Source organism: Sphingomonas sp. GW821-FHT02B09 (genome assembly GCF_059421875.1).
Map to the genome: position 1 here is coordinate 1 of NZ_JBWKVV010000013.1, position 14,375 is coordinate 14,375.

The 14,375-nt window shown below is 68.7% G+C and carries 12 protein-coding genes, 1 tRNA gene and 1 pseudogene; 7 read left to right on the forward strand and 7 right to left on the reverse strand.

Annotation, left to right across the window (positions count from 1 at the left end; genetic code table 11):
• Nucleotides 1-77: transfer RNA gene (locus AC07U4_RS23455), tRNA-Met, on the forward strand.
• A 202-nt stretch (nucleotides 78-279) separates the two neighbouring features.
• Here AC07U4_RS23455 and AC07U4_RS23460 read toward each other — a convergent pair.
• The 4 genes from AC07U4_RS23460 to AC07U4_RS23475 are packed head-to-tail and all read right to left on the reverse strand — an operon-like array spanning nucleotide 280 to nucleotide 4,798.
• The gene (locus AC07U4_RS23460; RefSeq protein ID WP_495197363.1) at nucleotides 280-1,701 is read right to left on the reverse strand and encodes an efflux transporter outer membrane subunit; all 1,422 of its coding nucleotides are present in this window, start codon (nucleotides 1,699-1,701) and stop codon (nucleotides 280-282) included.
• The gene (locus AC07U4_RS23465; RefSeq protein WP_495197364.1) at nucleotides 1,701-2,591 is read right to left on the reverse strand and encodes an efflux RND transporter periplasmic adaptor subunit; all 891 of its coding nucleotides are present in this window, start codon (nucleotides 2,589-2,591) and stop codon (nucleotides 1,701-1,703) included. The genes AC07U4_RS23460 and AC07U4_RS23465 overlap by 1 nt, the downstream gene beginning before the upstream one ends.
• 36 nt (nucleotides 2,592-2,627) lie before the next feature.
• A complete protein-coding gene (locus tag AC07U4_RS23470) occupies nucleotides 2,628-2,822 on the reverse strand; it encodes a DUF1656 domain-containing protein (protein WP_495197365.1) in 195 nt (64 codons plus the stop codon).
• Nucleotides 2,816-4,798: an FUSC family protein gene (locus AC07U4_RS23475; RefSeq protein WP_495197366.1), complete on the reverse strand. Its 1,983-nt coding sequence runs from the start codon at nucleotides 4,796-4,798 to the stop codon at nucleotides 2,816-2,818. The genes AC07U4_RS23470 and AC07U4_RS23475 overlap by 7 nt, the downstream gene beginning before the upstream one ends.
• A 110-nt stretch (nucleotides 4,799-4,908) precedes the next feature.
• On the opposite strand from AC07U4_RS23475, the gene AC07U4_RS23480 reads away from it, so the two are divergent.
• Nucleotides 4,909-5,604 carry a FadR/GntR family transcriptional regulator gene (locus tag AC07U4_RS23480; protein WP_495197367.1) on the forward strand — a complete coding sequence of 232 codons (696 nt, stop codon included), beginning with the start codon at nucleotides 4,909-4,911 and terminating at the stop codon, nucleotides 5,602-5,604.
• Between the two features lie 3 nt (nucleotides 5,605-5,607).
• Here AC07U4_RS23480 and AC07U4_RS23485 read toward each other — a convergent pair whose 3' ends face one another.
• Nucleotides 5,608-5,925 carry a hypothetical protein gene (locus tag AC07U4_RS23485; RefSeq protein ID WP_495197368.1) on the reverse strand — a complete coding sequence of 106 codons (318 nt, stop codon included), beginning with the start codon at nucleotides 5,923-5,925 and terminating at the stop codon, nucleotides 5,608-5,610.
• Between the two features lie 77 nt (nucleotides 5,926-6,002).
• On the opposite strand from AC07U4_RS23485, the pseudogene AC07U4_RS23490 reads away from it, so the two are divergent.
• Nucleotides 6,003-6,260, forward strand: a pseudogene (locus AC07U4_RS23490) (TonB-dependent receptor domain-containing protein); the annotation flags it as partial.
• A gap of 144 nt (nucleotides 6,261-6,404) precedes the next feature.
• On the opposite strand, the gene AC07U4_RS23495 reads toward AC07U4_RS23490, so the two are convergent.
• Nucleotides 6,405-7,598: an MFS transporter gene (locus tag AC07U4_RS23495; protein ID WP_495197369.1), complete on the reverse strand. Its 1,194-nt coding sequence runs from the start codon at nucleotides 7,596-7,598 to the stop codon at nucleotides 6,405-6,407.
• A gap of 91 nt (nucleotides 7,599-7,689) precedes the next feature.
• Between AC07U4_RS23495 and AC07U4_RS23500 the strand changes: the two genes are divergently transcribed.
• The 4 genes from AC07U4_RS23500 (at nucleotide 7,690) to AC07U4_RS23515 (ending at nucleotide 11,343) form a co-directional block, all read left to right on the forward strand.
• The gene (locus tag AC07U4_RS23500) at nucleotides 7,690-8,580 is read left to right on the forward strand and encodes a LysR family transcriptional regulator (protein WP_495197370.1); all 891 of its coding nucleotides are present in this window, start codon (nucleotides 7,690-7,692) and stop codon (nucleotides 8,578-8,580) included.
• Nucleotides 8,581-8,682: 102 nt separating this feature from the next.
• Nucleotides 8,683-9,252, forward strand: coding sequence for a TetR/AcrR family transcriptional regulator (locus AC07U4_RS23505; RefSeq protein ID WP_495197371.1), 570 nt, complete (start codon nucleotides 8,683-8,685; stop codon nucleotides 9,250-9,252).
• Between the two features lie 58 nt (nucleotides 9,253-9,310).
• Nucleotides 9,311-10,174 (forward strand): NAD(P)-dependent oxidoreductase, encoded by an 864-nt coding sequence (locus AC07U4_RS23510; RefSeq protein ID WP_495197372.1) that lies wholly within the window; start codon nucleotides 9,311-9,313, stop codon nucleotides 10,172-10,174.
• Between the two features lie 5 nt (nucleotides 10,175-10,179).
• Entirely contained in the window at nucleotides 10,180-11,343 is a 1,164-nt protein-coding gene (locus AC07U4_RS23515; RefSeq protein WP_495197373.1) for an MFS transporter, read from the forward strand.
• Between the two features lie 580 nt (nucleotides 11,344-11,923).
• Here AC07U4_RS23515 and AC07U4_RS23520 read toward each other — a convergent pair.
• On the reverse strand, nucleotides 11,924-14,302 hold the full coding sequence (locus AC07U4_RS23520; RefSeq protein WP_495197374.1) for a TonB-dependent receptor: 2,379 nt from the start codon (nucleotides 14,300-14,302) through the stop codon (nucleotides 11,924-11,926).
• Nucleotides 14,303-14,375: the final 73 nt, after the last annotated feature.

A 14,375-nucleotide genomic window follows, 5' to 3' on the forward strand; every position in this document is an offset into this window, starting at 1 on the left:
CGCGGGGTGGAGCAGCCCGGTAGCTCGTCAGGCTCATAACCTGAAGGTCACAGGTTCAAATCCTGTCCCCGCAACCACCGTTACCGATAGCCAGACCGTCTCAGGGAAAACCCGGGGCGGCTTTTTTTGTGCCTGCCGGCGAGCGGTAGTGCGCCGCCGTTGCATCCCGCATGGTGCCGCTGTCCGCCGTCGCAACCGGCAAGAGTGTCTGCTCTTGTGGGGACCGAAGTCTCAGCCACTATGCGTTGGGATATCGGCGCTCCGCACCAGTCTGTTCCTTTATCCGCCGGGTGGAACGCTGGAGTCTTCGTCCTGCCAGCCACCACCGAGCGCCTTGGCGAGCGTCACGATCTGACGCAGCCGGTCGGCGCGACTGACCGCAAGGCCGTCCTCGATCGCGTGGAGCGAACGCTGGGTGGTCAGCAGGTCGAGCGTGCCGATCGTGCCGGCGCGGCGTTCGCGCGTCGCGCGGGCGACGGCGGTGCGGCTCGCCGTCAGCGCGGCGGTCAGCGCGTCGTGGCGGATCGCTTCCTCGCGGCGGGCGGCGAGCACATCCTCGACGTCGCGCATCGCGGCGCGGATGCTGCGTTCATAGTCGAGCCGCTGCGCTTCGGTCAGCGCCTGCGCGGCGCGGAGATAAGCGGCGCGCTGACCCTTGTCGAAGAGCGTCTGCGTTCCGCCGGCGGCGAGGCTCCAGACGATCGCGCCGGGCGACAGCAGGCCGGCGACGCCGCTCGCCGCGGTGCCGAGCGTCAGCGGGATGCGGAAGCGTGGCAGCAGGTCGGCGGCGGCGACATTGGCGCGCGCGGTGGCGGCGGCGAGGCGGCGCTCGGCAGCGCGGATGTCGGGCCGGTCGCGGAGCAATTGCAACGGGGCCGAGGGCGGCAGATCGGGCGCTTCGGGCAGCGGGGCGACGGCAGCGAGATCCGCGATCGCCTCACCGGGAAAGCCGCCGGTCAGCGTCGCGATGGCGTGGCGGTTGCGCGCGATCCGCTCGGCGAAGCCCGGGAGGCGCGCCTGCGCCAGTTGCCATTTGGCGCGGGCTTGCGCGACGCTCGCGCCGGTGGCGAGGCCGGCCCGGTGCAGACGTTCGGTGGCGTCGAGCGTCGCCTTCAGCCGCGCGATATCGCGCGTGGCGATGGCGTGGCGTTCCTGCGCCGAACGCAAGTCGATATAAGCGAGCGCAACTTCGGCGATCAGGCTGACGAGGATGGCGCGGCGGTCCTCCTCGACGACGCCGGCCTCGGCGTCGGCGGCGTCCACCGACTGGCGGAGCCGGCCGAACAGGTCGGGCTCCCAGCTCGCCTCGAGCCCCGCCGACAGCGTGTCCGACCGGCCGATCCCCGGCGGATAGTCGAGCCGCGTGCTCGATCGCTGCACCGAGGCGCCGGCGGTGGCGGCGATTAGCGGATGGCGCGCCGCCGCCACCGCATCGCGCTCGGCGCGGGCGGCGAGCAAATGCTGCGCCGCGATGCGCAGGTCGAGATTGCCGGCGATCGCGCGCTTGATCAGCCGGTCGAGCGCGGCGTCGTGGAAGCCGGTCCACCAGCGGTGCAGGTCGACGGCGTTTCCGGCAGCGTCAGGCTGCGGTTCGCTCCAACGCTCCGGCAGCACCGGCGCGGGTTTGGCGTAAGGCGTGACGTGCGGCGTCGCGCAGCTGGCGAGCAGCAGCGCGAGCAGCGTCGATGACCGCATGCGCATCACAGCAGCGCCCGCGTCGCGGCGAGCAGCCGGCCATGCGCGAGGCGCTCGCCGATCGCGACGCTGCACGTCATTCCCGCGGCGAGCGTCACCCCCGGCGGCACCCGGTCGATCCGGACGCGGACCGGGATACGCTGCGCCAGCCGCACCCAGGTGAAGACCGGGTCGACGCTCGGCAGGCCGCGGCCGTCGGGGCTGTCATTGGGATCGGCGATGCCGCGGCCGATGCTCTCGACATGACCGCGCAGCGGCACGTCATAGCCCATCAGCTTGACCTCGGCGTGCTCGCCGGGCGCGATCCGGGCGAGCTTGGTCTCCTCGAAATAGCCGGTGACCCAGACGCGGTCCGCATCGACGATCGCGACGCGCGTTGCGCCCACCGTCGCATAGTCGCCGGGGCGGAGCCGCAGGTTGGTCGCATAGCCGTCGACCGGCGCGGTGACGGTCGTGCGGGCGAGATCGAGCCGCGCGGTGGCGAGCGCGACCGCAGCGGCATCATAGGCGGCCTGCGCCATCCGCGCCTCGCCATCGGCCTGGTCGATCGTCTCCGCCGCGACGATATCGCTGCCCAGCCGATCGCGTCGGCGCGCGGTGGCGGTCTTGAGCAGGAGCTCGGCGCGGCGGGCGCGCAGCCCGGCTTCGGCGGCATCGACCGCCAGTGCGAACCGCGCCCGGTCGATGACGTAGAGGATGTCGCCGCGGCGGACGCGCTGGTTGTCGACGACGCGCACCTCCGCGACGCGGCCCGAGACATCGGGCATGACCTGCACGACATCCGCGCCGACCCGCCCGTCACGCGTCCATGGCGCGAGCATATAGGCGCGCCACAGGGCGACGATCAGCAGGATCGTCCCGCCCGCCACCGCAAGCGTGAGGACAGGGCGGAGCACGGCGCGAACTTTGGGTGATATCGGCATGGGCGGCCCTCAGGCGAAGAGGAGGAGAAGCGCGACGAGCGCGAGCAGGATGGCGAACTCGAACAGCGCCGGATGCCAGACGAAGCGCAGCACCCCGGCGCGGGTGAGCAGCGCGCGCGTCGCGGCGAAGAGCGGCAGCGCGGCGGCTAGATAGAGCAGCAGCGGTGGCAGGTAGATGCCGGCGACCGATAGTTCGCTCAGCATGCCGCCGCCCTCGCGCCGCGCCGGTCGAGCAGATCGGCCATGTCGGTGAGTTCGGCGGCGGCGCGGTGAGGCAGGTCGCCGGTCCGGGCGGCGTCGCGCAGGGCGGGGACGGCGGTGTCGGCTGCCGTCCCTGCCAGTGTCAGTGCGGTGCGGACCGGCGTTTCCGTCTGCGTCCGGCCGAGCATGGCATGCAGGCGCAACGCCGCCCGACCGAGATGCAGGTCGTCCAGCCCCTCGGCGAGCATCCGCTTCCGTGTCGCCGGATCGCCGCCGAGGCTCTGCGCGATCCGCACCAGCCGATGGTGCTGGAGATGCTCCCATGTGCTGCGTCCGGTCCGTACCTCCGCCCGGATCGCGGCGCCCACATCCCGCCACAGCGCCTCGGCGATCCGTCGCGCCTGCCGGTACGGCTGGTGCGGGATGAGCCGGAAGACGATCCACGTCACCAGCACTGCAAAGACCCAGCCGAACGCCTGATTGAGAAACGCCGCCGCATTCCACGCCATCGGGTTGGTCGCGCCGGTCAGCGTGTTGAACGCGACCAGATAGGCGAGCCCCGCCGGCGCCAGCTTCGGCACAGTCAGCGTATAGAGGCCCGCGATCCAGAAGGGCGCGATGCCGGCGAGCAGCAGCGGCAGGCCGGTCACCATCGGCAGCAGCACGAAGCCGCACAGCCACGCCGCCGGCACCGCCAGCGCCGTCCCCTTGACGAAGGCGATCGCGCCCGCCCCGGGATTGCCGGTCATCGCCAGCAGCACGACATAGGGCGCGAGGATCAGTGGTAGCAGCGACCATTCGCTCCACCCGGTGGCGATGCCGATCGCACCGCCGGCGAGGATCGCGAGCAGCGCGCGCAGTCCGTTGCGCCATGCGCCGCCCCAGTCGCGATGGTAGCGGAAGGCGCGGCCGCGATGCACCGTGCGCGCATGCAGGCGGATCAATCCAAGCAATGCGCCCTCGAAATCCTCGATCGCCTCGAGCAGGCGATCGAAGGCGATCAGCGTGGCGGGGCCGTGATCCGCTTCGGCCGCGTCGATCGTGCTGCGCAGGTCGTGACAAAGTGCGGCCAGTTCCACGCGCGCCGCCTCCAACGCGCCGCGCTCGATCGCCGCGATCGCGACCGGCAGCCGCCGGGCGACATCGGCGCAGGTCGGCGCCAGCGCCGGATCGTCCATCTGTCGCGCTGACCACTCCGCCGCGCCGAGCAACGCCCCGAACAACGCGGCCAGTCCCTCGCGCACCGCCCCGGCGCGCGCCGCGACATCGGGCGATTCGGCGCGGCTGAGTTCGAGCAGATCGTCGATAGCGAACATGCCCGCCGCAAGATCGGGCGCGGCACTCGCCGCCGACCGCTCGCCCGCGATCGTCCGCGTCAGCAATCGGCCGACACTGGCGATCTGCCCGGCGAACGCCGCCTCCAGCTTCGCGCGCGTCGCGCGTCCGGTCAGCAGCGCGGTGACGACGCCGAGGCACACCACACCCAGCGCGACCGTGGCGGTTCGCTCGAGCACCGCGTCGAGCGCGCGTTCCGGCTGATCGAGCGCGCCATAGGTCGCGAGACCGACCGTATAGCCCGCCACCGCCGCGCCCGAAGCGCGGAAATGACGCAACAGCGTCGCCGCCGCGGCGCACATGCCAAGCCACAGGCCGAAGCCGAGCAGGAACAGCGCCGGTGTCTGAATGAAGACCGCCATCAGCATCGTCGCGGCGACCCCGCCGATCAACGTTCCCATCAGCCGCCAGCCACCCTTGGCCAGCACCGCCCCCTGATTGGGATTGGTTACCAGCAGCACGGTCGAGGCGGCGGAGAAGGGTGCTTCGACCTGCAGCGCGAACGCTGTGCCGAGCGCCAGCCCCGCCGCCAGCGTCGACCGGGCGATGAACTGCCAGCGCGGTGTCGTGAAGTCGATCGCCACAATGCACTGTCGTGCCGCCGCCATGACCGCGGCGGCAAGCGGGAAGGAACGCACCGACATAGCTTCTACCTATCGTTTAGATAATATCATCCTATGTTTCTCGTGAGTGCGTCAAGCTGTAATGTCGTTAAAGGTGGGATGTCTGTACATTCCCTGTTAACGCGCACGGCATGTCTTCCGTCGCGCTGCCATCCGCCCCACGTCGTTCGCTCGTCGACACCACCATCGAACTGATGCGCACGCAGATCGAGGATGGGCATTGGCGGGTCGGCGATCGTATCCCGAAAGAGGCCGAACTCGCCGACATGCTGAAGGTTGGCCGCAATACGGTGCGCGAAGCGGTGCGGGTGCTGTCGCACGCGCGCGTGCTCGACGTGCGGCAAGGCGACGGCACCTATGTCCGGCTCAGCGTCGATCCCGCCGAGATCATGCACCGCGTCACTCACGCCGGTCTTCGCGACCATTTCGAGCTGCGCGCCATGCTCGAGACCGAGGCGGCGCGCATGGCGGCGCTGCGCAGGACGGACGACGACCTGGCGCGCCTTACGGACTTGCTCGACATGCGTGGCGAGGCCCCGTCTGACGACGATGTCGAGGACTTCGTCGCGCGCGACGCGGCGTTTCATCTCGCGGTGGCGCAGGCGACCCACAATGTCGCGCTCACCGAACTGTATCGCTTCTTCGCGGTGTCGGTCGGACAGAATATCGCTGCGGTGCTCGGCGGGATCGGCTTCGCCGAACCCGGCTTGCCCGCCCATCAGCATCTGCTCGATACGATCCGGGCGGGCGATAGCGATGCCGCCGCACAGGCCGCCTATGCGTTGGTCGCGCCGGTGATCGAGGCGCTCGCCAGGCTCGACGCCTGATATTCAGGCGGCGACGGCCGCCTCGGCAAGCGCACCGCCGTTCAAGAGAAACCGGGCGAGTGATTCCGCCTCCGCGGCGGTCGCGCGGGCCGCTTGCGGTGTCCCGAACGCCTTGACCAGAGTGGGGAACATCGCCTCCATCTCGGCGCGGCGTACGGGATCGGGTTCGACGACGATCAGCGCCACGCATCGCTCGGTCAGCGCTGCCTTGTTGCGCTTGAGCCACTGGCCGCGCGCCACCCGGTCCGAGTGCGCCTCTTCGCGATTGCGCTGCGGGTGGACCAGCACGAACCGACGATCGCTCGTCAGCAGCCGGTCCATCGCGGCACACCATGTCGTGGCATAGCCTTCCGTCCTCTCGCCCGTAAACCAAACGAGGTGATCGGCGCCTATACTATCTGGACACGACGGTCCGGCGCGACACCGACCCGGCGCGCATCGGCAAGCGTTTCGTCGTCGTCCCGGAGCAACTGGCGTCGCTGTGGAGCATTTATCGTTTTCCGGGCGGGATGAGCCTGTCTGCCGGGGTGCGTCATATCGGGCGGAGTGCGGGTGATCCGGGCGATACGTTCCGGGTCCCGGCCGTCACGCTGGTCGATGGCGCCGTACGCTATGATTTTGGCGCCGCCCGGCCTGCGCTGAAAGGGCTTCAGGCCGCCCTCAACGTATCGACCTGCTGGACCGGACCTATGTGGCATCGTGCTTCAATGCGGGCGGCTGCGTCTATGGCAATGACCGGATCGTCACCACCAGCCTTGGCTATCGCTGGTAGGGGATGGGGCATGATCGACCCCGCGATGTCAGTGACGCGAAACGGGCGGAAAGCCGTGCCGCCGCGATGCCACCGCAAGCGCGAGTGTAGGCAGCAGCAATGCCAGCATCGCTGGCGCGAAACCATCGGTACCGGCGTTCTGCAGGATGACGCCGCCGGCCACGCCGCCGCCGGCGATCGCCAGGTTCCAGGCGGTGACGAGCATCGACTGCGCCATGTCGGGGGCATCGCCGGCGGCGTCCGATAACGCGGTCTGAAGCAGCGTCGCGACGCCGCCGAAGGAGAGGCCCCAGATCGCCACCGCCATCCATAGAATGAGCGACGCCCTGCCGCCGATCGCGAGCAGCACGGCGACGGCACCGAACAGCGCGATGCTGGCGAGCGTCAGCCTGCGCAAATGGCGGTCGATCAGCAGGCCGACGATCCAGATGCTCGCGAGCGCGGTGCCCCCGAAGACCAGCAGCACCAGCCCGGTCTGCGCGGCCATGCCGGCCGCCGCGAGGAACGGGGCCACATAGGTGTAGAGGATATTGTGCGGCAGCACGAAGCCCAGCGTGACCAGCAGCACCGGTCGCACCCCCGGCCTCAGCACGACCTCGCGGAGCGTATGTCGCCGGTCCTGCGCCTCTCCGGCGAAGTCGGGCACCCGAGTCACGACCCAGACGATCAGCGCGAGCGTGAGCAGCGACATCATCCCGAAGCACAGCCGCCAGCCAAGAACGGTGCCGAGGAACGTCCCCGCCGGAATGCCGAGCGACAGCGCCAGCGGGGTGCCGACCATCGCCACCGCGATCGCGCGTCCCTTCAGCGCCGCGGGCACCATCCGCGCCGCATAGCCGGCGAGCAACGCCCATAGCAGCCCCGCCGCCACGCCCGCGCCGAACCGCGCGGCCATCGTCAGCCAATAGAAAGGCGACAGCGCGGTCACACTGTTGGCGACCGCGAAACCGGCGATCGCCGCGAGCAGCAGCGGCCGCCGTCTGATCCCTTGCGTCGCTGCGGTCAGCGGCATCGCCGCCAGCAACGAGCCGATCGCGTAGATGGTGACGGTCTGGCCGGCGAGCGCATCGGACACGCCGAGCCCGCGGCCGATCTGCGGCAGCAATCCGGCGGGCAGCGCCTCGGTGAGGATCGTGACGAAGCCGGCCATCGCCAGCGCGAGCAATCCGGACAGCGGCAGGCGGGCGGTGGCGGTGGGGGAGGGGGCGGGCTCGGGCGTCATGTCGCAATTTTAGGAGGCTCGCCGCTGCGGAAGAAGCGCGCTAGAGTTCCGGTCTTCCCGGACGCCCGCGTCCGCAATCGGGATCGGTCGTATGGAGCATCTCGGTGCGCTCAACGCCTTCGTCCAGACCGCCGATGCCGGCAGTTTCGCCGGCGCCGCCGCCAAGCTGGGCGTGTCGCCCTCCGCCGTCGGCAAGGCGGTGGCGCGGCTGGAGGCGCGGCTGGGGGTGCGGCTGTTCCATCGGTCGACCCGGTCGCTGACCCCGACCGCCGAGGGCGCGCTGTTCCTCGATCGCTGCCGCCGCATCTGCTGCGAGATCGAGGCGGCGGAGCTCGAACTGTCGCAGACGCGGCAGGCACCGCGCGGCCGGCTGCGCGTCAGCATGCCGTTGATCGCGATGCTGATGATGCCGCCGGTGATGGCGTTCATGCGCGCCTATCCGGAGATCAGGCTCGACCTCGATTTCTCCGACCGGCTGGTCGATGTGATCGACGAGGGGTTCGATGCGGTCATCCGCACCGGCGAGGCGCGCGATTCGCGGCTGATGATGCGCCGGGCCGGCGGCTTCGCGCACCATATCGTCGCGTCGCCCGCCTATCTGTCCGCGCACGGCACGCCGCAGGTACCCGAAGACCTGCTCGGTCATGCCTGTCATCACCACCGCTACCCCTCGACCGGGCGGCTCGAACGCTGGCCTTTGGTCCGGGATGGCGCGGACTGCGATCTCGATCTGCCGGTGGCATCGGTCGCGAGCACGCTCGAACCGCAGATCTGCCTTGCAGAGAGCGGGTTCGGGCTGGTGTGCGTGCCCGCCTTCGCGGTGCAGAGGCAATTGCGGTGTGGCACGCTGGTCAGCGTGCTGGAGCCGAATCTGCGCGCGGTCGGCGCGTTCCACATCCTCTGGCCCGCGAGCCGCCATCCCTCGCCCAAGGTGGCGGCGTTCGTCTCCTTCATGGCAGACAATCTGCTTCGCGAAGCATGACGTCACGTTGGATCGGCGCGAACCACCACGCTGAACCGCTCGCTCTTGACCACAGACAACGCAACGTTATGGTATGATCGTTCAATAACGTGGTGACAGGTGATGGCACGTCCGCGGCAGTTCGATGAGGATCGCGTGCTCGACGCGGTGATGGAGACCTTCTGGCGGCACGGCTATGACGGGACCTCGACGCAGGATCTGGTCGATGCGACCGGCCTTGGCCGCGGCAGCCTCTATGCCGCTTATGTCAACAAAGACGGGCTCTTCGCGCAGGCGCTGCGGCGCTATCAGCTTCGGTCGCGTGCGAATGCGGACCGGCTGGCGGGGTTCGCGTCGCCGTTGGCGGGGCTGCGCGACCTGCTGACGCGGACCATCGTCGCCGACGATCATGGCTGCCTCGCCACCAATAGCGCGATCGAGATGGCGCATCGCGATCCGCAGGTGGCGGCGCTGGTGGCGGAGAGTTTCCGGATCGTCACCGCCGGCATCGCCGCCGCAATCGCACGCGGACAGGCGATCGGCGAGATCCGGACGGCGGGCGATCCTGCGGCGCTGGCGCTGTTCGTACTGACGACGATGCAGGGACTGCGCGTCCTTAGCCGGACGACGCCTCCCGCCGGGCGACCGGACCTGCACAAGGTGATCGATCAGGCTCTGGCCACGCTGACCTGACCCCGCTTCAGCTTGCCCGATTATGGAACCAACATACCAGAAACAAAGGATATGCTTTATGACGAACGACAGCCTTTCGACGATCGCCGTGCTGGGTGCCGGGATCATCGGCGCGCCGGTCGCGCGCAATCTCGCCCGTGCCGGCTTCGCGGTCCGCGTCTGGAACCGCACGCCGGCCAAGGCGGAAGCGCTGGCGGCGGAGGGCGTGACGGTGGCTGCGGATCCGGCCGAAGCGGCGCGCGGCGCGGACGTGATCGTCACCGTGCTCAAGGACGGTCCGGCGGTGCAGGCGGCGATCGATGCCGCCGCGCCCGGTCTTGTGTCCGGTACGATCTGGCTCCAGCTGTCCACCGTCGGCGTCGCGGCGATCGATGCGTTGGCGGCGCAGGCGGAACGGCTGGACCTCGTCTTTTACGACGCGCCGGTGCTCGGCACGCGCCAGCCGGCCGAACAGGGCCAATTGGTGATCCTCGGCGCCGGGCCGGTCGACCGTCGTGCCGTCGTGCAGCCGATCCTCGATGTGATCGGCAAGAAGACGATCTGGACCGCGGATCGTGCGGGCGCGAGCAGCCGGCTCAAGCTGGCGCTCAACGCCTGGGTGCTGCTGCTGACGCATGGCGCGGCGGAGAGCCTGTCGCTGGCGCAGGCGCTGGGCGTCGACCCGGTCTTGCTGTTCGAGGCGGTGGCGGGCGGGCCGCTCGACTGCGGCTATCTCCACGCCAAGGGCAAGGCGATGCTGGCGGGCGACTTCGCGCCGAGCTTCTCGGTCGAGAATGGCGCCAAGGATGCGCAGCTCGTTATCGATGCGGCGACGGCGGCCGGGATGCAGGTCGATCTGGCGGCGGCGGGGCTGGAACGCTTCCGTCGGGTGATCGCGTCCGGGCATGGCGATGCGGATATCGCCGCTTCCTTCCTGGCGTGATGCCCGTGGAGACGCCTGCTCAAAAGGTGCCGGTCGGCCGCCTGCTGGCCTTCACCACTGCCGGCTTTCTCGCGATCATGACCGAGACGATGCCGGCGGGCCTGTTGCCGCAGATCGGCCGCGGGCTCGGCATCGGCGCGGCGCTCGCCGGACAGATGCTGACGCTCTACGCGCTCGGGTCGGTGGTCGCGGCGATCCCGGTGATCCCCATGACGCGCAACTGGAACCGCCGGCCGCTGCTGTTGCTGGTGATCGGCGGGCTGTTCGTCTTCAACAGCGTCACCGCGCTGTCGGCGCAGGTCGCGGTGACGCTCGCCGCGCGCTTCGTCGCGGGCATGGCGGCGGGCGTCGTCTGGGGGCTGCTCGCCGGCTATGCGCGGCGGTTGGCGCCCGTGCAGCTTCAGGGGCGCGCGCTGGCGATCGCCGGCATCGGCCAGCCGGTCGCGCTGGCGCTGGGGGTGCCGCTCGGGACATGGCTGGGCACGCTGTTCGACTGGCGCGCGGTGTTCTGGATCATGTCGGCGGTAGCCTTGCTGCTGCTGGTCTGGGTGCGCGTCGGCATCCCCGATCATCCGGGGCAGGACAAGGCGGCGCGGTTGCCGGTCGCGCGCATCGCCGCCTTGCCGGGGATCGCGCCGGTGCTGTCCGTGCTGTTCCTGTGGATCGCCGGCCACAATATCCTCTACACCTATATCGCACCGTTCCTCGCCGCGGCGGCGCCGGGACTGCGCGTCGATCTGGTGCTGCTGCTGTTCGGGGTGGCGGCGTGCGCGGGCATCTGGGGCGTCGGGCTGCTGGTCGACCGGCGGCTGCGTCCGTTGCTGCTGGTTTGCCTGAGCGGCTTTGCGATGGCGGCGTTGCTGCTGGCGATCGCGGCGCCGTCTCCGGTGCTGATCCTGACGGGCGTCGCGGCATGGGGGCTGACCTTCGGCGGGGCTCCGACCCTGCTCCAGACCGCGCTGGCCGAGGCGGCGGGCGACCATGCCGATGTCGCCCAATCGATCCTTGTCACGGTGTTCAATCTGGCGGTCGCCGCGGGCGGGATCATGGGCGGCCTGCTGGTCGATCACGGCCGGTCGGCGGGCTTGCCATGGGCGGTGCTGGTGCTGGCGGTCGTCGCGCTGGCCGGGGCGCGGACGATCCGGCGGCCACGACGGAGAACATCATGAGCGACGGGGAATGGCGCGGCCGGACAATGCTCGTCACCGGCGCGGGCAGGGGATCGGACGAAGCATCGCCACCGCTTCCGAGCTGTTCCACATGCGGGATTAGCAGTCCCGGCGCTGCTCTTTGCGCAACGCGAAACGGAAGTATCACCGCTTCGTATGAGTGCAAACATTGGGCTAATCGATGCCGGCGCTTGTTCTGTTGCTGAATCCTTGGAAAGGATGGCCAGCTTACTTTATCCCCCCTGACAATATCGATCGGTAAAGACCGGGAAGGCTGCGTTCTCGATGTAGCTGCATCTTCCGTTGCCCGATGCCATCAAACAATATCGGCCATCCCTCTTGCCGTCGATATCCTAGCCTCGCCCCTCCCGACCATCTATTTGCATATGCCCCGGACCATAACGTGTCGATCACGAGAAAACGCAGTTCGGTTTAAAGACTTGTCAATTTTATGTAGCGAGCCAGCACGAGCACGGTATGATTATTTAGCCTCATCCGCTTGTGGGTTTCCCTACCGTTTGTCGTGTGGCGGTGAGGAGGATTCTTCACGTAAAGCGTGTGGGCTTTCAGCACGCCGGACCTACCATTTCGTCCGCAGCGTCAGCCCGTAGGTGCGTGGGTCGCCCAGCGTGCCGGTGATCGCGCCGGTATTCGCCGCCGACCGCGACAGGAAATAGGCCGCGTCGGTGATGTTGCGGCCCCAGAGCTGGATGTCGAACCGGCCGTCGAGCGCGCGGATGCCGAAGCGGACGTTGACGAGACCATAGCTCGGGATGGCCGAATAGCGGCTGAGGCTCGCGCTGGTGTTGGTGCTGCTGCGATAGCTGTAATCCGATCCCAGATAGAGTTCGGTGTCATGGCCTTCGGTCGGTGCGATCGGCACCTTCACCTCGCCGCCCGTCGACGCCGCCCATTTCGAGACGCCGGGCAGGCGGCGGCCGCTGAGATCGCAGATCGTCTGGCCGGTGATCTCGATCGGGCAGGGCGCGTTGGCATAAGAGACATAGCGCGCATCGTCATAGGTGCCCGAAGCATAGGCCGACAGCCAGCGGGCAGGCGCGATGCGCACGTCGCCCTCGAAACCACGGGTGCGGACCTTGGCGGCGTTGGTGAAGAAGCTGACGCCGTTGCGCTCGATGTCGACGATCGTCGTCTGATAATCCTTCACGTCGGTCCAGAAAGCGGCGGCATTGGCGGTGACGCGACCGCTCGCCCAAGCCGTCTTCAGCCCGGCCTCGTAGCTGTCGATCGTCTCGGGGCGGATCACCGGATTGGCGGCGAACTGGCCGGTGGTGGTGATGTTCGCCAGATTGAGGCCGCCGAATTTGTTGCCGCGCGCATAGGTGACATAAGCGAGCACCGGGCTGGCGACCTTCCACGACAGCGTCGCCTGACCCGACAGACGCCCTGCCTCGGTCGATGCCGCATAGGCATTGGCGACGCCGTAGCGTGCCCGGATCGTCTGTGCCGCCGCCTGTTGCGCCGGCGTCAGCGCGGCCAGCGAGGCGCCGGTCGCGCGCTGGTCGAAATAACCCGACTTCGTCTCATAGGTGTAGCGCAGTCCGGTGGTCAGATCGACCGCGCCCGTGACGTGCCAGGTCGTCTGCGCGAACGCCGCATAGCTGTCGGTGACCGGTCGCGAGTGGCTGACGACGTCATAGCCGTTGAGCGCGGCGGCGCCGACCGCGGCATTGGTGGTCGGCGCGAGGAACCAGTCCGCCGCGCGGCTGCCGTACAGATTGACCGCCTCCGCTGCGATCGACTGATAGAGATAATAGAGACCCGCGACGTAATCGATCCGGCGGTCGCCGTTCGAGGCGATGCGCAATTCCTCGCTGACCTGCTTCTGATTGTTGCTCTGATGGAAATCGGCACCGGCGTCGAGCGACGTGCTGTCGCCGTCATTGTGCGGATACCAGTTCCAGGCGCGATATGCGGTGACCGAGGTCAGCGTCGCGCCGCCGAGATCGAAATCGGCGGTGACGTTGATGCCGTGCTGGTTCATCTTGTAGCGCGGATCGGCATTGGCGTCGGTGGTGCGCGCCGCAATGTCGGTCGACACCGGCGAATAGCCGAGCCGGGCGGCGCGGTCGTAGTAATTGTTCGCGAACACCGTGCCATTGTCATAGGTGCGGATCGCACCGAGCAGGATGCTGCCGGCGGTGAACGAGGATTGCCGCCCCCAATCGGCGATCAGGCGCAGCTTGACGCGGTCGGTCGGCTGGAACAGCAATTGACCGCGCAGATTGAGGTCGTGGAAGTCCTGGCCATAGCGGCCGTCGAAGCGGTTGAAGGTGAACCCGTCGCGATCGGTCTTCGACAGGAACAGCCGCCCCGCCAGCGTATCGGTCAGAGGCCCTGCGAGATAGGCGTGGACCTGGCGAAAGTCGTAATTGCCCAGCGATGCGTCGCCGCCGGCCTCGAAATCGAAGGTCGGCGCTTTGGTGGCGACGACGATCGCGCCGGCCGACGTGTTCTTGCCGAACAACGTGCCCTGCGGGCCGCGCAACACCTCGATCCGATCGAGATCGGCAAGATCGAAGACGGTCTGCCCGGGCCGCGCGAGATAGACGCCGTCGAGATAGACGCCCACCGCCGGTTCGAGCCCGTCGTTATAGACCGCGACATTGTTGCCCAGCCCGCGGATGTTGATGCTGGTGTTGCGCGGATTGGTGTTGGTGACGACCAGACTGGGGGTGAGCTGCTGGAGGTCGCGCAAATTGTAGGTGCGGGTCGCCTCGATCTGCGCGGCGCCGAACGCGTTGATGGCGATCGGCACGTCCTGGCTGCGTTCCGGTCGCCGGCGCGCGGTGACGAGGATGTCGCCGGTCGCACCGCTGTCCGCTTCGTCGTCCTGTCGTTCGGTGTCCGGTGTGGCGGCTTGCTGCTGCGCGAAGACGGGAGCGGCGGTCAGGACGGCACTGGCGAGAAGGAAGGACCGGACGAAGGGCGTGGACATGGGGCGGCTGTGCTTTCGTGGCGCTGGCGCGGCGGCTGCCGCATCCCCTTTGGGTAGAAAGATCACCGGCCGT

Excerpts from the sequence above, each read along its gene's own strand:
- AC07U4_RS23460 (WP_495197363.1), bottom strand. The coding sequence starts at position 1,701 with ATGCGCATGCGGTCATCGACGCTGCTCGCGCTGCTGCTCGCCAGCTGC.
- AC07U4_RS23470 (WP_495197365.1), bottom strand. The coding sequence starts at position 2,822 with ATGCTGAGCGAACTATCGGTCGCCGGCATCTACCTGCCACCGCTGCTG.
- AC07U4_RS23475 (WP_495197366.1), bottom strand. The coding sequence starts at position 4,798 with ATGTCGGTGCGTTCCTTCCCGCTTGCCGCCGCGGTCATGGCGGCGGCA.
- AC07U4_RS23480 (WP_495197367.1), top strand. The coding sequence starts at position 4,909 with ATGTCTTCCGTCGCGCTGCCATCCGCCCCACGTCGTTCGCTCGTCGAC.
- AC07U4_RS23485 (WP_495197368.1), bottom strand. The coding sequence starts at position 5,925 with ATGGACCGGCTGCTGACGAGCGATCGTCGGTTCGTGCTGGTCCACCCG.
- AC07U4_RS23495 (WP_495197369.1), bottom strand. The coding sequence starts at position 7,598 with ATGACGCCCGAGCCCGCCCCCTCCCCCACCGCCACCGCCCGCCTGCCG.
- AC07U4_RS23500 (WP_495197370.1), top strand. The coding sequence starts at position 7,690 with ATGGAGCATCTCGGTGCGCTCAACGCCTTCGTCCAGACCGCCGATGCC.
- AC07U4_RS23505 (WP_495197371.1), top strand. The coding sequence starts at position 8,683 with ATGGCACGTCCGCGGCAGTTCGATGAGGATCGCGTGCTCGACGCGGTG.
- AC07U4_RS23510 (WP_495197372.1), top strand. The coding sequence starts at position 9,311 with ATGACGAACGACAGCCTTTCGACGATCGCCGTGCTGGGTGCCGGGATC.
- AC07U4_RS23520 (WP_495197374.1), bottom strand. The coding sequence starts at position 14,302 with ATGTCCACGCCCTTCGTCCGGTCCTTCCTTCTCGCCAGTGCCGTCCTG.